This window comes from Nitrobacter sp., from assembly GCF_051535215.1.
Classification (GTDB): domain Bacteria; phylum Pseudomonadota; class Alphaproteobacteria; order Rhizobiales; family Xanthobacteraceae; genus Nitrobacter.
In genome coordinates, this window is the sequence record NZ_JBPPLY010000003.1 from 311,688 (window position 1) to 334,325 (window position 22,638).

18 protein-coding genes are annotated in these 22,638 nt (G+C 63.8%); 10 read left to right on the top strand and 8 right to left on the bottom strand.

The window, feature by feature from the left end; translation table 11 throughout:
* Positions 1–8: 8 nt before the first annotated feature.
* From ACS3WB_RS05925 to tpiA, 5 genes are all read right to left on the bottom strand, one after another.
* On the bottom strand, positions 9–1,220 hold the full coding sequence (locus ACS3WB_RS05925) for an MFS transporter (protein WP_438274636.1): 1,212 nt from the start codon (positions 1,218–1,220) through the stop codon (positions 9–11).
* Complete coding sequence (gene kdsA / locus ACS3WB_RS05930) at positions 1,217–2,080, bottom strand: 3-deoxy-8-phosphooctulonate synthase (protein ID WP_438274637.1); 864 nt, start codon at positions 2,078–2,080, stop codon at positions 1,217–1,219. Before kdsA ends, ACS3WB_RS05925 begins: the two co-directional genes overlap by 4 nt.
* A gap of 91 nt (positions 2,081–2,171) precedes the next feature.
* Complete coding sequence (locus ACS3WB_RS05935) at positions 2,172–3,803, bottom strand: CTP synthase (protein ID WP_438274638.1); 1,632 nt, start codon at positions 3,801–3,803, stop codon at positions 2,172–2,174.
* Between the two features lie 165 nt (positions 3,804–3,968).
* Positions 3,969–4,358: a preprotein translocase subunit SecG gene (secG, locus tag ACS3WB_RS05940; RefSeq protein ID WP_438274639.1), complete on the bottom strand. Its 390-nt coding sequence runs from the start codon at positions 4,356–4,358 to the stop codon at positions 3,969–3,971.
* 140 nt (positions 4,359–4,498) lie between these two features.
* Positions 4,499–5,251, bottom strand: a complete 753-nt coding sequence (tpiA, locus tag ACS3WB_RS05945) for a triose-phosphate isomerase (protein WP_438274640.1) — start codon at positions 5,249–5,251, stop codon at positions 4,499–4,501.
* Between the two features lie 257 nt (positions 5,252–5,508).
* On the opposite strand from tpiA, the gene ACS3WB_RS05950 reads away from it, so the two are divergent.
* From ACS3WB_RS05950 to moaC, 4 genes are all read left to right on the top strand, one after another.
* On the top strand, positions 5,509–7,416 hold the full coding sequence (locus ACS3WB_RS05950; protein ID WP_438274641.1) for a SurA N-terminal domain-containing protein: 1,908 nt from the start codon (positions 5,509–5,511) through the stop codon (positions 7,414–7,416).
* 36 nt (positions 7,417–7,452) lie between these two features.
* On the top strand, positions 7,453–8,466 hold the full coding sequence (gene trpD / locus ACS3WB_RS05955; protein ID WP_438274642.1) for an anthranilate phosphoribosyltransferase: 1,014 nt from the start codon (positions 7,453–7,455) through the stop codon (positions 8,464–8,466).
* Positions 8,467–8,475: 9 nt separating this feature from the next.
* The gene (trpC, locus tag ACS3WB_RS05960; protein ID WP_438274643.1) at positions 8,476–9,291 is read left to right on the top strand and encodes an indole-3-glycerol phosphate synthase TrpC; all 816 of its coding nucleotides are present in this window, start codon (positions 8,476–8,478) and stop codon (positions 9,289–9,291) included.
* Between the two features lie 254 nt (positions 9,292–9,545).
* Positions 9,546–10,058 carry a cyclic pyranopterin monophosphate synthase MoaC gene (moaC, locus tag ACS3WB_RS05965; RefSeq protein WP_438274644.1) on the top strand — a complete coding sequence of 171 codons (513 nt, stop codon included), beginning with the start codon at positions 9,546–9,548 and terminating at the stop codon, positions 10,056–10,058.
* On the opposite strand, the gene ACS3WB_RS05970 is transcribed toward moaC, so the two are convergent.
* A complete protein-coding gene (locus ACS3WB_RS05970) occupies positions 10,047–10,442 on the bottom strand; it encodes an SPW repeat protein (protein ID WP_292619566.1) in 396 nt (131 codons plus the stop codon). The genes moaC and ACS3WB_RS05970 overlap by 12 nt on opposite strands.
* A 504-nt stretch (positions 10,443–10,946) precedes the next feature.
* Here ACS3WB_RS05970 and ACS3WB_RS05975 point away from each other — a divergent pair.
* The gene (locus tag ACS3WB_RS05975; RefSeq protein WP_292619568.1) at positions 10,947–12,161 is read left to right on the top strand and encodes a molybdopterin molybdotransferase MoeA; all 1,215 of its coding nucleotides are present in this window, start codon (positions 10,947–10,949) and stop codon (positions 12,159–12,161) included.
* A 153-nt stretch (positions 12,162–12,314) separates the two neighbouring features.
* On the top strand, positions 12,315–13,019 hold the full coding sequence (gene lexA / locus ACS3WB_RS05980; RefSeq protein WP_438274645.1) for a transcriptional repressor LexA: 705 nt from the start codon (positions 12,315–12,317) through the stop codon (positions 13,017–13,019).
* Positions 13,020–13,049: 30 nt separating this feature from the next.
* Here the strand turns inward: lexA and ACS3WB_RS05985 are convergent, their stop codons facing one another.
* Entirely contained in the window at positions 13,050–15,332 is a 2,283-nt protein-coding gene (locus ACS3WB_RS05985; protein ID WP_438274646.1) for a ComEC/Rec2 family competence protein, read from the bottom strand.
* A 273-nt stretch (positions 15,333–15,605) separates the two neighbouring features.
* Here ACS3WB_RS05985 and ACS3WB_RS05990 point away from each other — a divergent pair, with 273 nt between their 5' ends.
* Positions 15,606–16,169 (top strand): AAA family ATPase, encoded by a 564-nt coding sequence (locus tag ACS3WB_RS05990; protein ID WP_438274647.1) that lies wholly within the window; start codon positions 15,606–15,608, stop codon positions 16,167–16,169.
* Positions 16,170–16,479: 310 nt separating this feature from the next.
* Here ACS3WB_RS05990 and ACS3WB_RS05995 read toward each other — a convergent pair whose 3' ends face one another.
* Positions 16,480–18,159 (bottom strand): glutamine--tRNA ligase/YqeY domain fusion protein, encoded by a 1,680-nt coding sequence (locus tag ACS3WB_RS05995; RefSeq protein ID WP_438274648.1) that lies wholly within the window; start codon positions 18,157–18,159, stop codon positions 16,480–16,482.
* Positions 18,160–18,378: 219 nt separating this feature from the next.
* Here ACS3WB_RS05995 and gltX point away from each other — a divergent pair, with 219 nt between their 5' ends.
* The 3 genes from gltX (at position 18,379) to ACS3WB_RS06010 (ending at position 22,570) form a co-directional block, all read left to right on the top strand.
* Positions 18,379–19,803, top strand: coding sequence for a glutamate--tRNA ligase (gltX, locus tag ACS3WB_RS06000; RefSeq protein WP_438274649.1), 1,425 nt, complete (start codon positions 18,379–18,381; stop codon positions 19,801–19,803).
* A 147-nt stretch (positions 19,804–19,950) separates the two neighbouring features.
* The gene (gltA, locus tag ACS3WB_RS06005) at positions 19,951–21,252 is read left to right on the top strand and encodes a citrate synthase (protein WP_438274650.1); all 1,302 of its coding nucleotides are present in this window, start codon (positions 19,951–19,953) and stop codon (positions 21,250–21,252) included.
* Positions 21,253–21,349: 97 nt separating this feature from the next.
* Complete coding sequence (locus ACS3WB_RS06010) at positions 21,350–22,570, top strand: amidohydrolase family protein (RefSeq protein WP_438274651.1); 1,221 nt, start codon at positions 21,350–21,352, stop codon at positions 22,568–22,570.
* Positions 22,571–22,638: the final 68 nt, after the last annotated feature.

The window sequence follows — 22,638 nt, forward strand, 5'->3', positions numbered from 1 at the left end:
CGGATGCTCTACCCCTCGCGCATGCCGGCCCTCCCGGCCAGCAGGCGCGCGCAGACCAGTCCGAGAATCGCGATGAGAACCGCGTTTGCGGCAAGGGTCGGAAATTTGCCCACCCAGGCAAGGCTCGCACCATAGGCGATCGGACCGGCCGTCTGACCCATGTAGAAGAAGAACGAATGGAGCGACAACGCGGTCGCCCGCGCCTGCTCGGACAATTCGCTGGCGAACACCTGAAGGCAGCCGTGCAGCATGTAGAAGCCCCAGCCCATCAGGATGAAGCTGAGTGTCTGGATACGCCAGTCCGGACCGAGAGCGACGGCCACGATCTGCGCCGCCGCCAGCATTGCGCCCGCTATCATCATGCTGCGGATGCCGAGCGCCGACAGTAGGCGCGACACCGTCATCGTGTAGAACAGGCCGCCGACTGCAAATCCCGCGATAACGATGCCCGCGACCGAAAGCCGCGTTTCGCCGAGTTCGAACAGAAACGCCGCGACGTAAGGAAACAGGCCAAACACGCAGCAGCCTTCGATGAAAACCGCGGAATAGCAGACCCTGGCGTTGGGATTGGTGAAGATCTGCCGGTAGCCATGGCGCAGATCCGTGAACTTCATCTGCCGCGAGGCAGCTATCGCATTGCCGCGGCGGAATCCAACGCCGACGGCGGTCGAGGCGGCCAAAACCAGCACGCCGAGGACGACAAGCACGCCGCGCCAGCCGACGAGATCGCCGATCACCCCGGAAAAGGACGCGCCAAGCAGATTACCGCTCACAGTACCCGCGATCGTCCTGCCGATCGCCACCTGCCGCTGTGACACTGGGACGAGATCGCTCGCCATGCCGAGCGCGACCGGGAAAACACCACCCGACGCGACGCCTGCGAAGATGCGCGTCACGAACAGCGCGCTGTAGGATGTGCAGAGCGCGCCTGCGACGTTCGCGATGCCGAGCAGCACCAGGCAAACCAGCATCAGCCGCGCCTTGCCGAACACGTCGGCGGCCGCGCCGATCAGCGGCTGCACGAGCGCAAACGAGAAGGCGGTTATCGCCGACAGGCCGGCGGCGGTCGCAACCGTCACCGACATGTCGTCGGCGACATGCGGCAGCACCGGGTCCAGCGCGCGCGTCGACAGGCTCGCCGCAAAAGTGGCGAGCGCGACAATATTCAGAAGCGGCGGCAATTTGTGCGGTCCGGCCGCGGCCGGGGTGGCCGATGTCATTTCGCAGGGGCCGGATCGACCGCCTTCGCCAGCGCATCGAACGCCATCAGTCGCCGCACCAGTGCCTCGAACTCGCGCAGCGGCACCATGTTGGGACCGTCAGAAGGCGCATGATCGGGATCGGGATGGGTCTCGATGAACACGCCGGCGACGCCGACCGCGACCGCTGCGCGCGCCAGCACCGGCACGAATTCGCGCTCGCCGCCCGAGGATGTCCCCTTCCCGCCCGGCTGCTGCACCGAATGGGTGGCGTCGAAGATGACGGGTGCGCCGGTGGTGCGCGCAAGAATCGGCAACGCACGCATATCCGAGACCAGCGTGTTGTAGCCGAAGGACGCGCCGCGCTCGGTTACCAGCACGTTGCGGTCGCCGCCCTCCACGATCTTGGCGACCACGTTCGCCATGTCCCAGGGCGCGAGGAATTGCCCTTTCTTGACGTTGATAACCTTGCCGGTCGCCGCCGCCGCCAGCAAAAGATCGGTCTGCCGGCACAGAAAGGCGGGTATTTGCAGCACGTCGACCACTTGCGCGACTTCGAGGCATTGCGCGGCCTCATGCACGTCGGTGAGGACGGGCAATCCCAGCGAGGCACGGATCTCGGCGAAAATCGGCAGCGCCTTTTTCAGTCCGATCCCGCGCGCGCCCGAGGCGCTGGTGCGGTTGGCCTTGTCGAACGAGGATTTGAAGACAAGGCCGATATTCAACCGCGTGGCGATTTCCTTCAGCGCGCCGGCAACTTCGAGCGCATGGGCGCGGCTTTCCATCTGGCATGGGCCGGCGATGACCGACAGCGGCCGGTCCTGACCAAAAGTGACCGGGCCGACAGCGACGACAGACGCAGCGGAGAGAGACTGATTCAAGACGGATTCCTTTGCTGGCCGACCATGCAGGCCGGCAGCGGCGGGATCAACCCGCCTGTCGCGACTTCGAATATTTGCGCTCAAGCGCAGCCTATACCAGCCGGCTCTGCACTACCGCCGCCTGAATGAACGAGGCGAACAGCGGATGCGGCTCAAATGGCCGCGATTTCAGTTCGGGATGGTATTGCACCCCGATGAACCAGGGATGATCCTCGTATTCGACGATCTCGGGCAAAACACCATCGGGCGACATACCCGAGAAGCGCAGGCCGTGCTGCTCAAGGCGGTCCTTGTATGCTGTGTTGACCTCATAGCGGTGGCGATGCCGCTCCGAAATCTCCAGCGCGCCGCCATAGATTTCGGAAACGCGGCTGCCGCGCGTGAGCGCCGCTGGGTAAGCGCCGAGCCGCATGGTGCCACCGAGGTCGCCGGCCCTGGAGCGCTTCTCCAGTTCGTTGCCGCGCAGCCATTCCGTCATCAGACCGACCAGGGGTTCGCTGGTCGGACCGAATTCGGTCGAGTTTGCGTTCTCGATTCCCACCAGATTGCGCGCCGCCTCGATCACGGCCATCTGCATTCCGAAGCAGATGCCGAAATAAGGGACATGCCGTTCGCGGGCGAACCGCGCCGCCTTGATCTTGCCTTCGGCGCCGCGCTGGCCGAACCCGCCCGGCACCAGAATGCCGTCGACGTGTTCGAGGAACGGCGCGGCGTCTTCGTTTTCGAACACCTCGCTCTCGATCCAGTCGAGATTGACCTTCACCTTGTTGGCGATGCCGCCATGGGACAATGCCTCGATCAGCGACTTGTAGGCATCCTTCATGCCGGTGTACTTGCCGACGATCGCGATCGTCACCGCACCTTCGGGATTGCGGATACGCTCGTTGACCTCGTGCCAGCCTTGCAGCGCCGGCGGCTTCCGCGGTTCGATTCCGAACGCCGCCAGAACCTCGTCGTCGAGGCCCGCGGCGTGATAGACTTCCGGCACGGCATAGATGTTGTCGGCGTCGCGCGCCTCGATCACGGCGCTTTCGCGGACGTTGCAGAACAGCCCGAGCTTGCGGCGCTCCTCCTTCGGAATTTCCCGGTCGGTGCGGCACAACAGGATGTCGGGCTGGATGCCGATCGAGCGCAGTTCCTTCACCGAATGCTGCGTGGGCTTGGTCTTCAACTCGCCTGCGCTCGGAATGAACGGCAGCAGGGTCAGGTGAACGTAGACCGCATGACCGCGCGGCAGGTCGTTCTTGAGCTGGCGAATCGCCTCGAAGAACGGCAGCCCCTCGATGTCGCCCACCGTGCCGCCGATCTCGCACAGCACGAAGTCGTAGCCGTCGTTGCCGTCGAGGATGAACTCCTTGATGGCGTTGGTGACATGGGGGATCACCTGAATCGTCGCGCCGAGATAATCGCCGCGGCGCTCCTTGGTCAGGATATCCTGATAGATGCGGCCGGTGGTGATGTTGTCCTGCCTGGTCGCGGGACGCCCGGTGAAGCGCTCGTAATGGCCGAGATCGAGATCGGTCTCGGCGCCGTCGTCGGTGACGAACACCTCGCCGTGCTGATACGGCGACATCGTGCCGGGATCGAGATTGAGATAGGGGTCGAGCTTGCGAAGGCGGACCTTGTAGCCGCGCGCCTGCAGCAGCGCGCCGAGCGCCGCCGATGCCAGACCCTTTCCGAGCGAGGAAACCACGCCGCCGGTAATGAAAATATAGCGCGCCATGGGACTCAACCTTTAAGGCTCCCGTGTCGATTCGCCAAAACCAATCGCAGCCGTCAGCCAGAATGCGGATCGGCTGTGGGTGACTTCAAAATTCTAACGATTGCAGTTTCTTAGATGAGGCTATTTATGCAGGACGGCAACCTCGGTCCTGCATGGCGCCCTGCTTTATTGCGAGCGAGGCGCCTGCGGACCCGCGGGCGCCGGCGCGGCCGGTTGCTCGGATTGTTTCAGCGAATCGAGAAGGCCGCCGCTCGCAGGCGGAGCGACCGGTGTCGCGCCTCCTGCCGGCTGCGACTGCGACGCCGGTGCGGCGTCCAAAATCGAACCCGGTTTGTGCTCGTAGCCCGCAAGCCAGGACAGGAACAGGCTGGTCAAGAAGAAACCGGCCGCGAGGAAAGCGGTGGTGCGCGTCAACAGGTTCGCGGTGCCACGGCTCGACATGAAGCCCGCACCGCCGCCCATGCCGAGGCCGCCGCCTTCGGACTTCTGCAGCAGCACGACGACAGTCAGCGCCGAAACGATCATCAGGTGGAGAACGATAACTACGGTCTGCATCGAACACCGTCCGTCACAAGCAATCGCGCCGGGTAACCCGGTCGGGCACGCCTGTGGGGGTTGAAGTTGGCCGCTGTCTACACGATCGCCGGCGGGATTGCCACCCCCGCAAACCGACCCTTCGCCGCGATTTGAACCGATCAGGCAACGGCTTGGGCGATCCCCAGAAAATCCGTCGCCTTGAGGCTGGCGCCACCGATCAGCGCCCCGTTCACATTCGGCACAGCCAGCAACTCCGCAGCGTTCGACGGCTTCACCGAGCCGCCATAGAGGATGCGGATCTTGGCCCCCTCTCCGCTGAAGCGCTGGTTGAGCTGATCACGGATAAATCCATGAACCTCCTGTACATCCTGCGGCGTCGGGGTGCGGCCGGTGCCGATGGCCCAGACCGGCTCGTAGGCGACGACGAGATTGGCGGCCGTCGTGCCATCCGGCAGCGAACCGGCAAGCTGCCGTCCGACCACCTCGAGCGTCTGGCCGGCATCGCGCTGGTCCTGGGTTTCGCCGACGCAGACGATCGCGATCAACGTCGCCCGCCACGCTGCCTCGGCCTTTTGCCGCACCAGCGCGTCGGTCTCGCCATGGTCGGCGCGCCGCTCGGAATGGCCGACGATGATGGCGGTCGCGCCCGCATCGGCGATCATCTCGGCGGAGATATCGCCCGTATGGGCTCCGGAGGGCTTGGGGTGACAATCCTGCGCACCGATTCGCAGCGGCGATCCCTGAACCGCCCCGGCAAAGGCCAGCAGCAGCGTTGCCGGCGGACAGATCAGCAGATCGGCCTTTTGCGCGGGACCGTCCGCGCCTGCGATCATCTGGCCGAGTTCGCTGGCCGACGCCTTGAGGCCGTTCATCTTCCAGTTTCCAGCAATCAGCGGTCGCAGCCCGGTCATGGAATCTCTCATGGGTGATTTCGACAGTTCGTCCCCTCGGCACGCGCGATCCCCGCGTCGAAGGTTCGAGGGGTCTAGCTAGCAGAGGTTATCCACCGGGACCAGTCTCCGCTATCCGCCGCAACGCGCGACGGTTCGTCCCGCCGAGGTTGCGAGCGCTGGATTGCCACTTTATGATGCGTTATCAACTCGGTGACGCGCTCGCGCGGCTACTTTCGCCGAGACGCGAACCGCCCCCTCCTGCAAAAGACGGACTCATGCTTCGAGGAATACGTAACGCCTCATCCAACTGGCTCGGCAAGACCCTCATGACCATCGTGATGGGCCTGCTGATCGTGGCTTTCGGCATCTGGGGCATCGCGGACATCTTTCACGGTTTCGGCCAGTCGACCCTAGCCACGATCGGCGGCACCCAGATTTCGACCGAGCAATTCCGCGAGATCTACAATGACCGGCTGCAGCAGATCGGGCGCCAGTTCGGGCGTTCGCTGTCTCCCGACCAGGTCAGGGCCCTCGGCCTCGACCGTCAGGTGTTGCAGCAGGTGATCGCGGAAGCCGCGCTTGACGAGGACGCGCGGCGCAAGGGCCTCAACGCGTCGGACGAGGAGATCAAGCGACAGATCATGAATGATCCCAACTTCAAGGGCGCCAACAATGCATTCGACCCGGCGCGCTTCGCGGGCCTGATCCGCCAGATGGGATACACCGAGCAACGCTACGTCGCCGAACAGCGGCATACGACGCTGCGCCGCGAGATCGCCGGCACGGTGGCGGCCGGTGTAGAGCCATCGAAGACGCTTCTCGATATGCTGAACAGCTTCCAGAACGAGCAACGCACCATCGACTATGTCAAGCTCGGCACCGCGCAGGCCGGAAACATCGATCCGCCGACGCCGGAGCAGCTTGCGAGCTATTTCGACGCCCACAAGGTGCAGTTTCGCGCGCCTGAATTCCGCAAGATCGCTTTCGTCGTGATGACGCCGGAGTCGATCGCGAAATCGATAACGGTGTCCGACGAGGATGCCAAAAAGGCCTATGAGGAACAGAAGGACAAGCTGTCCACACCAGAAAAGCGGCAGCTCTGGCAGATGGTGTTTCCGAACCTGGCGGATGCGCAGGCGGCGCGGAGCAAGATCCAGGCCGGCGCCTCCTTCGACGACATCGCCAAGGAGCGCGGTCTCGCGGCCTCCGACGTCGATCTGGGCACGGTCACCAGGTCGGAGATCATCGACCCGGCCACCGCCGACGCCGCCTTCTCGCTGAAGACCGATGAGGTCAGCCAGCCGATCCAGGGAAAGTTCGGTGTCGCGCTGGTCAAGGTCGGCAAGATCGAACCCGGCAACCAGCCGACCTACAACGGCGTCGCCGCGAAACTGAAACACGATATTGCGGTCGATCGCGCGCGCGCCGAAGTCAACGACCTCCACAACAAGATGGAGGACGAGCGCGGCGGCGGGGCGAGCGTTGTCGAGGCCGCCAAGAAGCTCGGCCTCACCGCGGTCACCATCGATGCCGTCGACCGTTCCGGACGCGCGCCGGACGGCAAACCGGTCACGGGGCTGCCGCCGGGCGTCGAACTGATCGCGCAGGCTTTCGCCAGCGATGTCGGCGTCGACAACGAAACGCTCCAGATCGGCAATAACGGCTACGTCTGGTTCGACGTGCTCGGCGTCACGCCCTCGCGCGAGCGCACCCTCGACGAGGTCAAGGACAAGGTCGAGGCCGGATGGCGCGACGAACAGATCGGCAGCCGGCTGATGACCAAGGCGACGGACATGGTCCGCAAGCTCGATAAGGGCGGCAAGCTCGCCGACGAGGCGGCCGGTTTCGGTCTGAAGGTCGAGAGCGCGAGCGACATCAAGCGCGACGGCACGGCGGGCGGCCTGCCGGGCGCCGTGATCGCCGCGGTATTCCGCACGGCCAAGGACGGAGCCGGACAGGCGCCCGGCGCGGGCCCTGAAGACTGGGTGGTTTTCCGTGTCACCGACGTGAAGGTACAGCCGCTCGATCCCGCCTCCGACGAAATGAAGAAACTGAAGGACAGCCTGCAGCGCGCCCTGGCCGATGAGGACGTCGGCCAGTACATCGTCAGACTCGAAACCGAGATCGGCACCACGATCAATCAGGCGGCGGTGGCGCAGGTCACCGGCGCCAATTCGAACTAACGGATCGACGGCGTCCCATATTCCCGAAAGCATTCGATGGACGATCTCAAGGCCCTGATCGGAAAAGTCGCCACCGGCGCGACGCTGACGCGCGAGGAGGCAGCGTCGGCATTCGACAGCATGATGTCCGGCGAGGCGACGCCCTCGCAGATGGGCGGCCTTTTGATGGCGTTGCGCGTGCGCGGCGAAACCGTCGACGAGATTACGGGCGCGGTCGCGGCGATGCGCGCCAAGATGCTGCGGGTGACGGCGCCGGCGGATGCCGTGGACGTGGTCGGCACCGGCGGCGACGGCTCGGGCTCGGTGAACGTCTCGACCTGCGCCTCCTTCATCGTCGCCGGCGCGGGCGTTCCCGTCGCCAAGCACGGTAACCGTGCGCTGTCCTCGAAATCAGGGGCCGCCGATTGCCTCGCCGCGCTCGGCATCAGGATCGACCTCACGCCCGAACAGGTCGGCCGTTGCGTCAGCGAGGCCGGCATCGGCTTCATGTTCGCGCCGACGCATCATCCGGCGATGAAGAACGTCGGCCCGACACGCGTCGAACTCGCGACCCGCACCATCTTCAATCTGCTTGGCCCGCTGTCCAATCCGGCCGGCGTCAGGCGGCAGATGGTCGGCGTGTTCTCGCGGAAATGGGTTGAGCCGCTGGCGCAGGTGCTCAAGAACCTCGGTTCGGATTCGGTGTGGGTGGTGCACGGCTCCGACGGACTCGACGAGATCACCCTCACCGGCCCGACATTCGTGGCGACCCTCGAAAACGGCAACATCCGCACGTTCGAGGTGACGCCGGATGACGCGGGACTGTCCCGCGCGGGTGGCGATGCGCTGAAGGGCGGAGACGCCGAGGCGAACGCAGCGTCCTTGCGCGGCGTGCTTGAAGGCAAGCCTGGCGCTTTTCGCGACGTCGCGCTGCTCAACGCGGCGGCGGCCCTGATCGTTGCGGGCAAAGCGAAGGACCTGAAGGACGGCGTCGCGCTCGGCGCGAAATCGCTCGACAGCGGCGCGGCCATGGACAAGCTGAAGCGGCTGATCGCGGTATCCAACGGTTGACGACGTGGCATGGCTGACATCCTGACCAAGATCGAAGCCTACAAGCGCGAGGAAATCGCAGCCGCCAAGCGTGCGCGTCCGCCTTCCGAGGTCATGGCAGCCGCCAAAGCAGCGTCGCCGCTGCGTGGCTTCGTGGGGGCCATCCGCGCAAAACACGCCCGCGGCGACCATGCCCTGATCGCCGAGATCAAGAAGGCCTCGCCCTCGAAAGGGCTGATCCGCGCCGACTTCGATCCGCCGGCGCTGGCGCGCGCCTACGAGGCCGGCGGCGCGGCCTGTCTGTCCGTCCTGACAGATGCGCCCTCCTTTCAAGGCCGGCTCGATTTCATGACGGCCGCCCGCGCCGCGACGTCGCTGCCGGTGCTGCGCAAGGATTTCATGTTCGATACCTATCAGGTGGCCGAGGCCCGCGCGCATGGGGCCGACTGCATCCTGATCATCCTGGCCGCGCTCGACGATGCGACGGCGACAGACATCGAGGCGGCGGCGTTCGATCTTGGCATGGACGTGCTGCTCGAGGTTCACGATCGCGCCGAACTCGATCGCGCGCTGAAACTCCGTTCGCCGATGATCGGCATCAACAACCGCAACCTGCGCACGTTCGAGACGACGCTCGCGACCAGCGAAGCGCTGGCGCCGCTCGTGCCGAAAGGCCGCCTGCTGGTCGGCGAAAGCGGCATCTTCGCACAAGCCGACCTCGCGCGGCTCGAGCGGGTCGGCATCTCCACTTTCCTCGTCGGCGAAAGCCTGATGCGGCAGGCCGACGTCACCGCCGCGACCCGCACACTGCTGGCGCGGAACGAGGCGGACGCGGCGAAACCATGAGGAAGTGGCGCATAGCGTTTCGGCCTCACCCTCCCCTTGAGGGGGAGGGTCGGTCGCGCCGAGCAACGCATAGCGTTGTCCGGGGCGATCGGGGTGGGGTGATATTCCAGCCATTGAAGTGCCTGATGGTTGCCGACAACTCGTGGCTTAACAAAATGCGCACCATGTTCGGGTTTCTTCCGGACGACATTCACCCCACCCCGGACGGCTCCGCTGTCCGACCCTTCCCCTCAAGGGGCGGGTAAAGGACGCATATGGTCAGCAAGAAAGACGAACCCGCCCTCACCCACATCGACGCCAAAGGCGAAGCGCGGATGGTCGACGTCTCGGCCAAGCCCGCGACCGAACGCGTCGCCGTCGCCGAAGGCGTGGTGGTCATGACGAAAGCAACGCTGGCGCTGATCGAAAGCGGCAACGCCAAGAAAGGCGACGTGCTCGGCACCGCCCGCATCGCCGGCATCATGGCGGCCAAGCGAACCTCAGACCTGATCCCGCTGTGTCATCCGCTGGCGCTGTCGAAGGTCACGCTCGACATTGAGACCGACAAAAAAATTCCGGGCTGCCGGGTGCAGGCCAGCGTCAAGGTCTCCGGCCCGACCGGCGTGGAGATGGAAGCCTTGACCGCCGTCTCCGTCGCCTGTCTCACCATCTACGACATGATCAAGGCCGTCGAACGCGGGGTGAGGATCGAAGGCATTCACCTCGTCGAGAAGAAGGGCGGCAAGTCCGGCCACTACCTCGTGACGGAGGCTCCGTCAGTGAAATAGCGGCCGGTCATGCTCGGCCTGCGCAAGGCGGCGAGCCTCATCCTCCTTGTCATAGACCAGCCAGATTTCCAGCGCCGCCAGGAACGCGACCACAACGCCGATGCCAATGCTGAAGTGCATGGCGCGGGTATGGGCGAAGCCCAAAACCCAGGGCGAGACGATCAGCCAGAGACCGAGCAGCAGGTTGGCCCATTCCTTCCACCGGGCGAACGCCAGCAGCGCCGCCACCGAGATCACGCCGATCGCCGCGGCGCTGGCCCAGATATCGAGGTCCGTCGTCGCTGTGGCCCGCGCGAGAAACCAGGGAGTCGCAAACAGGCCCAGAGCCAGCACGAGATTGTAGACGTCGAGGATCGATTCCCGTCGCCATTTTTTCCACTTCATGGATGCCTCCTTGTCTGCGCCCTCCAACCATTGCCCTCGCCCGAATCACCCCTCCCGATTTTCGAACAACCGACCCGGCCTCGGACGGTTCCGTCGTTCCCTCATTAAGGTTTGTCTACCCTTCATGGGCGTTTTGATCTCGAATCAGAAAATGTCGCCAACCCGATGATCTCGATAGGATTCGGGTTCGGGAGTTCATCAGACAGTTGAGCCCTTGCCGGTGAGGCGGCCCTCAGCAGGGCGAACCCGTTTGAACGGCCCGTCGCAATGTTCGGCGAACGTTGTCTGCGGATCGCAAGTTCTGTAGATGAGGTCCTACGCCGGCGAAGCGTGCTCGTTTCTTCGACGATCCAGCCGACCGGCGGCAGCCTCGCAAGGCGGACGCCAAATCTAAAAAACCCATCTGGCAATCTATGTTTGCCAGCAGTTCTTTGATTGTAACGTTCGCACAGCCTCCCGCCGATCCCGGAAATCGGACCGGTGGGACCCTGGGAGAAAATGGTCATGCCCTTGATGGCGGTTGCCGACGCCTTAGCGGCTGTTCTTGCCGGAGTCGAAGCGCTGCCGGAAGAAATGGTCGGCCTTGACGACGCCCATCGCCGGGTGCTGGCACGCGACCTTCCCTCGCGCCGCACCCAGCCACCGGTCGCGATGTCGGCGATGGACGGCTATGCGGTGCGCGCCGCCGACATCGCGACGATTCCGGCGCGGCTGCATGTGATCGGCGAGATCGCCGCGGGACGGCCTCTCGCGCGGGCGCTGCAGGCCGGCGAGGCTTTGAGGATTTTCACCGGCGGCGTGGTGCCGGACAGCGCCGATACCGTCGTGATCCAGGAAGACACCGAACGCGACGGCGAGCATGTCATCCTCAAGGAAGCCACCGCCGCCGGAAAGAACATCCGCGCCGCCGGCGTCGATTTTCGCGAGGGTGACGTGCTGCTGCGCGCCCATAGCTATCTCACCGACCGCCATCTCTCTCTGGCCGCAGGCATGAACTACCCGGACCTGCCGGTGCATCGCCGTCCGAAGGTCGCCGTGCTCGCCACCGGCGACGAACTGGTCCTGCCGGGCACAACGCCGGGCCCCGGACAGATCATCCTGTCCAACGGCTACGCGCTTCGCGCGCTCGCCCGCAGCGAAGGCGCCGAGGCGCTCGACCTCGGCGTCGTCGCCGACACCTTGGACGCAACGAGGACCGCCATCCGCCGCGCCCGCGACAGCGGCGCCGACATTCTCGTCACCACCGGCGGCGCGTCGGTCGGCGACCATGACTTCGTCAAGCGTGCGCTCGACGCCGAAGGCGTGGAGATCGCGTTCTGGCGGATCGCGCTGCGGCCAGGCAAGCCTATGATGCACGGGCGGCTCGGCCCGATGCGCGTGATCGGCCTGCCCGGCAATCCCGTCTCGTCCTATATCTGCGCGTTCCTGTTCATGGTGCCGTTGATCCGCGCACTGTCCGGGCGCGAGGACGTCGGCCATCGCGTTGAACGCGCTTTGCTCGGCAAGGACCTCGCCTCCAATCAGGCACGGCAGGATTACCTGCGCGCGCGCCTGGCGTACTCGGCCGAGGGGCTGCCGACCGCGACGCCGGTCGGTCATCAGGACAGTTCGTTGCTGGGCAATCTCGCCGCGGCGGAAGCGCTCGTGGTCCGCGCGCCGTTCGCACCCGCCGCCCGCAAGGGTGAACCGTGCGACATCATCAAACTCGCGTTGTCGTAAAACCTCGCTCCGTTGACGCTAAATTAAACACTTGCGGAACACATATCGAACATATAGTGTTCGTTCATGATTTGTTTCGAGAACTCATGACATTGCGAGCCATCGTTATCGGAATCGGACGGCGGGCGCCATCAATCGGGGACTAAAGTCGGCATGCTCACGCGCAAACAGTACGAACTCCTGCGATTCATCAACGAACGGCTGAAGGAATCCGGCGTTCCGCCCTCGTTCGATGAAATGAAGGATGCACTCGATCTGCGCTCCAAGTCGGGCATCCATCGCCTGATTACGGCGCTGGAGGAGCGCGGCTTCATCCGCCGCCTGCCCAATCGCGCGCGCGCCATCGAGGTCATCAAACTGCCGGAGCTCGCCGCCGGCGGCGGCGGTGGCCGGCGCGGTTTCACGCCGAGCGTCATCGAAGGCAATCTCGGCAAGGTCCGCCGGCCCAGCGGCAACGTCGACGACGCCGCGGACCGCCCTGTCGCCGTTCCGGTGATGGGGCGCATCGCGGCCGGCACGCCGATCGAAGCGTTGCAGACCTGCAGCCATACCATCAGCGTTCCGCCGGACATGCTCGGCAATGGCGAGCACTACGCGCTTGAGGTGCGCGGCGACTCGATGGTCGAAGCCGGAATTCTCGACGGCGACCTGGCGCTGATCCGGCGCAACGAGTCGGCGGAAACCGGCGACATCGTCGTTGCGCTGATCGACGAAGAGGAAGCAACGTTGAAGCGCTTCCGCCGCCGCGGGGCCTCGATCGCGCTCGAGCCCGCGAACACAGCTTACGAGGTCCGTATCCTTCCGCCGAACCGCGTGCAGATCCAGGGCAAGCTGATCGGCATCTACCGCAAGTACTGATCCGGCGAATAGCGATCGCCGGCAGTCCGCTCAATCGTCGGGCTGGAGATCGTCTGCCGCGGGCGTGGCATCGATCGGACGCGCGGGCTCCGCTCGATCGCCGATCGACTTTGGCTTTTCATCGGCGGGGGCTGGCGACCATGGCCGGTCGACACGCTCGGGCCTGACCGCATCGACGACAAAGCCGTTTGCGCTGCCCGGGCCCCGCCGCAGCGCCAGAGCGCCTTTCCGGCGCAGTCGCTCCTGATCGACGACCTGCGCGAGGCATCCCTCTGGAGCCTGCCATGCCGTCACCATCACCGCCGCCCGCAGGCAGTCGTCCTCCATCGCATCCGGCCGCCGCGCCAGCGCGACAATTCCGCCGTCGCTCGCCTTGACCACGCAGCCTGCGTCGTCACAGGAAACACCCTCCGCGAGCGAAGGATCGGCGGGCCCGCGCCTGTCTGCGTCGGCCGCCAGCCATTCCTTGACGGTGAAGGCGTCCTTGCCCGTGCTGATCAGATGCAGGCGGCCGTCACCACCTCGCACGCCGACGTTGCGGCCGTCGGCGGAGACCAGAATGTCCGGCTGCGCTACCGCAAGCGACCAGGCGATCGCCAGCCCGATGATGGCCGCGCCGCTCCAGCGCAGCGGCGTCCTGAGCAGTCCGAGCAGAATGATGCCCGCCGTCGCCGCGATCAGCGGTCCCGTTCCGAACGCCGCCATGCGGCCAATGGCGCCGGGAAGCGCCGCAACCCACTGGGCCACGGCGATCATCCATTCGATGCCGAAATCCATCAGCCGCCAGAACACGCCATCCAAGCCAAACGGCATGGCTGCAAGGCCGAGAAGTCCCGCCGGCATCACCAGCGCCGAGACAACGGGCATCGCCAGCAGGTTCGCGACCACGCCATAGGGCGTCACGCGATGGAAATGAAACGCGGCATAGGGCGTGGTCGCGAGTCCGGCGACGAACGAGGCCAGCGCGAGCGTGACGATTTCCCGGCCGCCCCATAGCGCGGCGCGCGCGGTCGGCGAGTGATCGGGCGTCGCGAACAGTTTCGGCATCCCGAGCTGGACCAGCGCCACCAGCCCGAGCGTTGCCGCGAACGACATCTGAAAGCTCGGATGCACCAGCGCCTGCGGCGCAATCGCAAGCACGATCATCGCCGCAACAGCCAGCGTACGAAACGTGATGGCGCGCCGATCGACCATGACTGCGATCAGCACCACCGCCGTCATGAAGAATGAGCGCTGGGTCGCGACCTCGGCGCCCGACAGCAGCAGATAAAACGCCACCGCCGCGAGCGCCGCCGCCGCCGACCATTTCTTGATCGGGAAAACTGCCGTCAGCGCCGGGATCAACGCCAGCAGCGCGCGCACCGCGAAGAACACGACACCGGCGACCACGGCCATGTGATAGCCGGAAATCGAGAGCACATGGCCGAGCCCCGAAATGAACATCGCATCGTTGACCGGCGTCGTGATGGCGTCGCGCCGACCGGTCAGAAGCGCGGTGGCGATCGCCCGTGAATCGCCGTCGAGGACAAGGCGGATGCGGGCATCGATGGCGTCGCGAAGCTGCTGCATCAGCGCGGCGTAACGCAAGGCTATCCCGCCGCCGTCCGGAGGATCCACGATCTTGATCGCACCCATGACGAAACCGGAGGCGCCGATGCCCTGGAAATACATGTCGCGCGCGAAATCGTAGCTTCCGGGCCGCACAGGCGTGAGCGGCGGCTGCAGCCGCGCTTTCAATTCCACGAAGCTGCCGACGGCCGGCGCGGTGCCCTTCCTGACCGACAGCCGCACGCGATCCAGTTTGACGTGGCGCCGGTAATCGTCCATCCGCACGACACGCAAAACAAATCTATCGGTGCGCTCGCGCACCTCGCGGGTTTCGACGAAACCCTTGAGCATCGGCGAATACATCGACCGCTTCAGGACAACGTGCGCCATCCGCGCCGTATTCATCGTGGCGACGGCAAAACCCGCAGCCATTGCGGCGATCATGACGGCCACAGGAAACAGCCGATGCCGACGCAGCAGCAGTGCGGCCAGACAGAGGAAGCCGGCAGTCGGGACGACGATCCAGGCTATCGGCTCATGATCGGCTGCAAAATAGATCGCGATGCCAGCGCCGAACGCCACCGGCACCCAGGACAACAGCCGCCCCGGTCCGGCTTCGGCGCGCACCCAGTCTCGCAGCCGGGCCGCAAGCGCCGGCAAGGTGCCCGAAGAGACCTGCGAAGGACTGGCGGCGACAGCCTTCCGCGGCGGCCATGTTCCCGCGTACCCGCCTGTCCGATCCCGAGCCCTGCCCCGCTCCGGCATCCGGCCACCACCCCTCGCGCCCTCGCCGCAATGCTAGAATAGGATGAGTTGACGATGAAGTGTTTCAATGCGTCATGGCCGGGCGGATTCAGACCGAGACAGACATTTCCTGACGGTAACGATTTGAAACCTGCCGCTTATCGGGCCTTAAAAATGTGTCGCAGGTTTTGGGAGATTCGCGACACCATGTCCGTTATGCGGAAAATTGCGGCCGGTGCCTCTACTTGAACAATACATGCAGGCGGGTGATCTCGCGAAAGCTGGTGGATAGCAATGTTACCACGGCGGATCGTCATTCTGGGCAATGCCGGGAGCGGAAAATCGACGCTCGCGCGCGTGCTGGGCGAGCGGCTCTCCTGCTCAGTCGTTCATCTCGACCGGCTCTTCTGGCGGCCGAAATGGAAAGAACCCGAGCCCATGGACTTCCGACGGCGGGTTGCCAATGCGATTTCCGGGCCGGAGTGGATTTGCGAGGGAAACTATTCCCGCCGGACTTTCGACCTGCGCCTGCCGCGCGCGGACCTCGTGATCTGGATGGACACACCCCGCGCCACCTGCCTCAGACGCGTGGTTGTTCGGAACCTTCTGCGAAGGCCGAGGCCGGACATGCCCGTTGGTTGCTCCGAGCGGCTAAACAAGGAGTTCATCACCTTTCTACGTTTTGTCTGGACCTTCGACCGGGACTATCGGCCGAAGATCGAAAACGAGCGGCTGCGGCTTGGCGCGCACGTACCGGTCGTCCGCCTAAGCAGCAAGAGCAAGATACATAGTTTTCTTACGGCGCTTCAACCGATCCCCTCGGCTGATGGTTCAAAGTGCCTGTCGCGAAAATCCTAAAAGCCGCGACAGATTGGCGGCCGCCGGAGCGTCGGGGGCGCGCGTCGCATGTCTTTGTGGCAAGCGACAGAGCACTGCGACATGATCTGCAACAAGGGAAGCCGTGACCGGCATTCAGATTCCAACGCCGGTCGTGTCCGCCACGTGGCCCCGGGCTTGTCCCGGCCATCCACGTCTTTGAAACGGTTCACACTTCGAGGCGCGGATGCTCGGCATAAAGCCGGGCACGACAACTCAATCAAACCTGATCACGATCTAGCGGAAGAGAGCGCGCAAGGAACAGTGGAACGGATACGGAATACCGGCGAATTCACGATCCGGCTGCGGCTACCTTTGCCCAGGTGTCGCGCAGGCCGACCGTCCGGTTGAACACGAGACGGCCGGGTGACGAATCCCGGTCGCGGCAGAAATAACCCTGCCGCTCGAATTGCACCGCGCCCTCCGCATTGTCGCCGGCCAGCGCCGGCTCGACCATGCAGCCTGACAGAGTCTCGAGCGATTGCGGATTGAGTTCGGATACGAAGTTCGCGGCGTCCGGCTGCGCGGTCGCAAACAGATGACCGTAGAGCCTGATCTCGGCCGGCACCGCATCGGCCGCGCTCACCCAATGCATGGTGGCCTTCACCTTGCGGCCGTCGGGCGCGTTGCCGCCCTTGGTCGCGGGATCGTAGGTGCAGCGGAGCTCGATCACTTCGCCCGCCGCGTTCTTGACCACCTCGCGGCATGTAACGAAATAGGCATAGCGCAGCCGCACTTCGTTGCCCGGCGACAGGCGGAAGAACCTCTTCGGCGGATTTTCCATGAAATCATCCCGCTCGATATAAAGCTCGCGCCCGAACCGGATGCGTCGCGTGCCCTGCGATGGATCGTCCGGATGATTGACCGCCTCAAGCTCCTCGCTTTCGCCTTCAGGATAGTTCTCGATCACCACCTTGAGCGGACGCAAGACGGCCATGCGGCGCGGCGCGCTCCTGTTCAGCGTCTCGCGGACCGCGAACTCGAACATCCCGATGTCGACGGTGCTGTTGGCCTTGGCGATGCCGATCCGCTTGATGAACTCGCGCAGCGCCTCGGCTGGCACGCCGCGCCGCCGCAGGCCCGCGAGCGTCGGCATGCGCGGATCATCCCAGCCGGAGACATGACCGCCGCGAACCAGCTCCGTCAGCACACGCTTGGACAAAAGAGTATGCGTGACGTTGAGCCGGGCGAATTCGTACTGGTGCGGCCGCGACGGCACCGGGAGGTTGTCGAGGAACCAGTCATACAGCGGACGGTGATCCTCGAACTCCAGCGTACAGATCGAATGCGTGATGTGTTCGATCGAGTCCGATTGCCCATGCGCGAAATCGTAGCTCGGATAGATGTTCCACGCCGTTCCCGTGCGTGGATGGGAGGCGTGCAGAATCCGATAGAGCACCGGATCGCGCAGATTGATGTTGCCGGCTGCCATGTCGATCCTGGCGCGCAGAACCCGCGCACCGTTGGGGAACTCTCCCGCCCGCATCCGCGCGAACAGATCGAGATTTTCGTCGACCGGCCTGTCGCGGAACGGACTGTTCGTACCGGGCTCGGTCAGCGTGCCGCGCGCCAGTCGGATTTCCTCCTGTGACTGGTCGTCGACATAGGCCTTGCCCGCGCGAATGAGGTGCTGTGCCCAGGCGTAAAGCTGCTCGAAATAGTCCGAGGCGTAGTGCAAGCCGTCGCCCCAATCGAAACCCAGCCAGCGCACGTCGCGCTGGATCGCGTCGATGTATTCCTGTTCCTCCTTGGCCGGATTGGTGTCGTCGAAGCGAAGATTGCAGCGGCCGCTGAACTCTTCGGCGATACCGAAATTCAGGCAGATCGATTTGGCGTGCCCCAGATGCAGGTAGCCGTTCGGCTCCGGCGGGAACCGGGTGACGATGCTCTTGTGCTTTCCGGACGCGAGGTCGGCCGCCACGATATCGCGTATGAAATCCCGGCCAGCTTCCGCAGTCGATTCGTCGTTCATTGTGTGCCTTTCAAGCTGCGCCTATGTGCCAAATCCGCAGGCGCCCGCCAAGGGCCGAGATGCCGCCGGTTTGAGGAATGGCACAGCCGCTTCAGCGCTTTTGAAGCGGGCCGGAATACCTTCGCTGAATTGATGATGCAGCCAATTAGCCGTGCATGCGAATCCGAGGTGTGATAAACGCCCGCCAATACCGTCTCCGAAGCCTCAGATCCGTGAAAAATGACCGCACCCGTCGTTACCCGCTTCGCTCCATCGCCGACCGGCTTTCTTCACATCGGAGGTGCCCGAACAGCGCTGTTCAACTGGCTCTATGCGCGCAAGCACGGCGGCAAGATGCTGCTGCGGATCGAGGACACCGATCGCGCGCGCTCCACGACGGCTGCGATCGAGGCTATTCTCGATGGACTCAAATGGCTCGGTATCACGTGGGACGACGATGTCGTGTACCAGTTTTCCCGCGCGGCGCGGCACCGCGATATCGCCGAGCAACTGCTCGCCGAAGGCAAGGCTTACCGATGCTATGCGACACAGGAGGAACTGACCGCGATGCGGGAGAAGGCGCGCGCCGAGGGCCGCGCCAAGCTTTACGACGGCCGCTGGCGTGACCGCGGTCCGTCGGAGGCTCCGCCGGACGTCAAACCGACAATTCGTCTCAAGGCGCCTCTGACCGGCGAAACCGTGATCGAGGACCAGGTTCAAGGACGTGTCGCCTGGCAGAACGAGAACCTCGACGATCTCGTGCTGCTGCGGGGCGACGGCACGCCGACCTACATGCTTGCGGTCGTGGTCGACGATCACGACATGGGCGTGACGCACATCATTCGCGGCGACGATCACCTCATCAACGCCGCCCGCCAGAAGCAGATCTACGACACGCTCGGATGGACTCTCCCGGTGATGGCCCACATTCCGCTCATCCACGGTCCGGACGGATCGAAGCTTTCCAAGCGTCACGGCGCGCTGGGGGTGGATGCCTACCGCGCCATGGGGTACCTGCCGGCGGCGCTGCGCAACTATCTGGTCAGGCTCGGCTGGAGCCATGGCGATCAGGAGATTTTCTCCACACAGGAGATGATCGACGCGTTCGACCTCTCCGCGATCGGGCGCTCCGCGGCGCGTTTCGATTTTGCCAAACTTGAAAACCTCAACGGCCACTATATCCGCAATTGCGACGATCGCCTTCTCGTCACTTTGTTCGAAGAAACGCTTGATTACGTTCCCCAGGGAGCCGACATCAAACCGAAACTGACCGATGTCACGCGCGATCAACTGCTGCGCGCGATGCCCGGGCTCAAGGAACGAGCCAAAACCCTGATCGAACTGATCGACAGCGCCAGATTTATCTTCGCCGATCGACCGTTGACGCTGGACGCCAAAGCCGTGGCGCTGCTGACGCCGGAGACGCGCACGCTGATCGGGAAGCTTCGCGCAACACTTGAATCAGTAACAGCGTGGAGCGCGGAAACCACCGAAGCCGCGATGCGGCGTTTCGCCGAACAAAACAACCTCAAGCTCGGCGCCATCGCGCAACCGCTTCGCATTGCCTTGACAGGACGAACGACATCTCCCGGCATATTCGACGTGCTGGCCGTGCTCGGAAGAGAGACGTGCCTGGCCCGGCTCGGCGATCAGAGCTCTCCGTAACGCCGAATCAGCCGCTGTTTTCGCGATCTTGCGATGCCCACTGCAATACGATACCCATTGCGCGGCGCTTTTGGAATGACCGACTAGTCTCACTGTCTCATCGAGAGAACTAGGCGGCCCGCAACGATCTCATCGGGGGGCTTCGCGATGAACGCAACAAGCACAAAAACCGCAACTCTGACGGTCGACGACAAGACCTACGAGCTTCCCGTTCTGAGCGGCACGATCGGACCTGACGTCATCGACATCGGCAAGCTTTACGCGCATGCGGGTCTGTTCACTTACGATCCGGGATTCACGTCCACCGCCAGTTGTCAATCCAAGATCACCTATATCGATGGCGATGCGGGCGTCCTTGAATACCGCGGCTATCCGATCGAGCAACTCGCTGAAAAGGGCGACTTCCTCGAGACCTGCTATCTTCTGCTTTACGGCGAATTGCCGACCGCGGCGCAAAAGAAGGATTTCAGCAGGCGCGTCACCCACCATACCATGGTGCACGAGCAGATGGCGCGCTTCTTCCAGAGTTTCCGCCGCGACGCTCACCCGATGGCGGTGATGGTGGCTGCGGTCGGCGCGCTCGCCGCGTTCTATCATGACTCGACCGACATCAACGATCCGCAGCAGCGCGTTATCGCATCGATGCGCATGATCGCGAAGATCCCGACACTGGCTGCGATGGCCTACAAGTACAACATCGGCCAGCCGTTCATGTATCCGAAAAACTCGCTGAGTTTTGCCGGGAACTTCCTCTACATGTGCTTCGCCGTGCCTTGCGAGGATTACACGATCAATCCCGTTCTGGCGGACGCGCTCGACAAGATATTCATCTTGCATGCCGACCATGAGCAGAACGCCTCGACATCGACGGTGCGTATCGCGGGTTCGTCAGGCGCAAACCCGTTCGCGTGTATCGCCGCCGGCATTGCATGTCTCTGGGGACCGGCGCATGGCGGCGCCAATGAAGCGGCGCTAGCCATGCTGGCCGAAATCGGAACCGTGGACAAGATTCCCGATTTCATCAAACGGGTGAAAGACAAGAACAGCGACGTGCGCCTGATGGGCTTCGGCCATCGCGTCTACAAGAACTATGATCCGCGCGCAAAGATCATGCAGAAGATGTGTCACGCGGTTCTCAACGAAACCGGTCACGGCGACGATCCTTTGCTCAAGGTGGCCATCGAGCTCGAGAAGATCGCCCTGAACGACCAGTATTTCATCGATCGCAAGCTCTACCCGAACGTCGATTTCTATTCCGGCATCACGCTGAAGGCGATGGGCTTCCCGACATCAATGTTCACGGTCCTGTTCGCCGTGGCACGAACTGTCGGCTGGATCAGCCAGTGGAGCGAGATGATCGAGGATCCCCATCAGAAGATCGGCCGCCCGCGACAGCTTTATACCGGCGCCACACGCCGCGATTACATCGACATGGCCGATCGCAAGTAGCGAGGGGCAGGAACGAGCTATACGAAACAGGGCTGGGATCTGAATCCGGTCCTTCGCCTGTGGCGCGCACGGCTATTGCAACAAGAGAGGCCGGTTGATGTCCCAGAGACCGCCAGACATCTTGTTTCGCAACCTCCGGCTGGGTGACGGCACCCCGTCCGCGATCGCTGTTTTCGATGGCCGTATCACGGCAATCGGCGCCGGCGCAGAAGCCGCGCCGGCAACAAACGTGATCGATCTCGGAGGTGCGCTTGCACTACCCGGTTTCGTGGAAGGCCACATTCATCTTGATACCAGTTTTTATGGAGATGCCTGGCAGCCGCACATCCCGTGCACTGCCGGTTTCGACGTGCGCGAGCGCGTGGCTATTCAGCGCCGCAACATGGCCGTCGCTGCGCCGATGGAGCAGCGTGCGCGCAACCAGCTCGAACTGTGCATCACCAACGGCTCTACTGAAATGCGCAGCCATGTCATGGTCGATGCTAGCGTCGACCTGAAATCGCTGGATACGATCGCCGCCGTGCGTGAGCAATATCGCGATCTCATCAATATCCAGCTCGTCGCCTTCCCGCAGAGCGGGGTCCTCACCTGTCCTGGAACGATGGAGCTGCTCGACGCGGCGTTCGATCACGGCGCTGACGTAATCGGCGGCCTCGATCCCGCGTCGTTCGACCGGGATGTGAAGGGGCATCTCGACGTCGTTTTCAGGATCGCCGAAAAGCGCGGCGTACCCGTCGATTTTCACCTTCATGAACCCGATATGATGGGCGCTTTCTCGATCGAGGAAATCGCTGCGCGCACCCGCGCGCTGGGCATGCAGGGCAAGGTTGCGATCAGCCACGCCTACTGTCTCGGCGATATTTCCGCCGATACGGTCCGACGCATCGCCGACATTCTCGCCGAAGCGGGTATCGCGATCATGACCAACGCACCCGGCGCCCGCGCCTTCCCGCCGGTGCTGCCGCTGCGAGAGGCCGGCGTTACGGTATTCTCCGGCAGCGACAACATCCGGGATAGCTGGTGGCCCTATGGCGACGGCGACATGCTCGGACGCGCCATGATGATCGGATACCGTTCCGGTTTACTCACCGACGATGAATTGGAAGCAGCGTTCGATATCGTAACGGCCAACGGCGCGAGGGCACTTGGTATTGCGGATTACGGCCTTAAAATCGGCGCACCCGCTAATTTCGTGGTTGTGAAGGCCGCACACATTCCCGAAGCTGTGGTCGCGGTGCCGAAACCACGGACAGTATACCGCTACGGCAAATGCATCGTACGTGACGGCGTATTGCAACGAGAACCATTGAACCCATAGCGTTTTCGAGCGAGGTGGATCCGGTCCGCATGAAGAAAACGCGTCAATCAGGAAGCTGGAATCTCTCA

What these genes read in the sequence shown, in the direction of transcription:
- ACS3WB_RS05925 (WP_438274636.1), bottom strand. Translation starts at nt 1,220, where the DNA reads ATGACATCGGCCACCCCGGCCGCGGCCGGACCGCACAAATTGCCGCCG.
- ACS3WB_RS05935 (WP_438274638.1), bottom strand. Translation starts at nt 3,803, where the DNA reads ATGGCGCGCTATATTTTCATTACCGGCGGCGTGGTTTCCTCGCTCGGA.
- secG (WP_438274639.1), bottom strand. Translation starts at nt 4,358, where the DNA reads ATGCAGACCGTAGTTATCGTTCTCCACCTGATGATCGTTTCGGCGCTG.
- tpiA (WP_438274640.1), bottom strand. Translation starts at nt 5,251, where the DNA reads ATGACCGGGCTGCGACCGCTGATTGCTGGAAACTGGAAGATGAACGGC.
- ACS3WB_RS05950 (WP_438274641.1), top strand. Translation starts at nt 5,509, where the DNA reads ATGCTTCGAGGAATACGTAACGCCTCATCCAACTGGCTCGGCAAGACC.
- trpD (WP_438274642.1), top strand. Translation starts at nt 7,453, where the DNA reads ATGGACGATCTCAAGGCCCTGATCGGAAAAGTCGCCACCGGCGCGACG.
- trpC (WP_438274643.1), top strand. Translation starts at nt 8,476, where the DNA reads ATGGCTGACATCCTGACCAAGATCGAAGCCTACAAGCGCGAGGAAATC.
- moaC (WP_438274644.1), top strand. Translation starts at nt 9,546, where the DNA reads ATGGTCAGCAAGAAAGACGAACCCGCCCTCACCCACATCGACGCCAAA.
- ACS3WB_RS05970 (WP_292619566.1), bottom strand. Translation starts at nt 10,442, where the DNA reads ATGAAGTGGAAAAAATGGCGACGGGAATCGATCCTCGACGTCTACAAT.
- ACS3WB_RS05975 (WP_292619568.1), top strand. Translation starts at nt 10,947, where the DNA reads ATGCCCTTGATGGCGGTTGCCGACGCCTTAGCGGCTGTTCTTGCCGGA.
- lexA (WP_438274645.1), top strand. Translation starts at nt 12,315, where the DNA reads ATGCTCACGCGCAAACAGTACGAACTCCTGCGATTCATCAACGAACGG.
- ACS3WB_RS05985 (WP_438274646.1), bottom strand. Translation starts at nt 15,332, where the DNA reads ATGCCGGAGCGGGGCAGGGCTCGGGATCGGACAGGCGGGTACGCGGGA.
- ACS3WB_RS05990 (WP_438274647.1), top strand. Translation starts at nt 15,606, where the DNA reads ATGTTACCACGGCGGATCGTCATTCTGGGCAATGCCGGGAGCGGAAAA.
- ACS3WB_RS05995 (WP_438274648.1), bottom strand. Translation starts at nt 18,159, where the DNA reads ATGAACGACGAATCGACTGCGGAAGCTGGCCGGGATTTCATACGCGAT.
- gltX (WP_438274649.1), top strand. Translation starts at nt 18,379, where the DNA reads ATGACCGCACCCGTCGTTACCCGCTTCGCTCCATCGCCGACCGGCTTT.
- gltA (WP_438274650.1), top strand. Translation starts at nt 19,951, where the DNA reads ATGAACGCAACAAGCACAAAAACCGCAACTCTGACGGTCGACGACAAG.
- ACS3WB_RS06010 (WP_438274651.1), top strand. Translation starts at nt 21,350, where the DNA reads ATGTCCCAGAGACCGCCAGACATCTTGTTTCGCAACCTCCGGCTGGGT.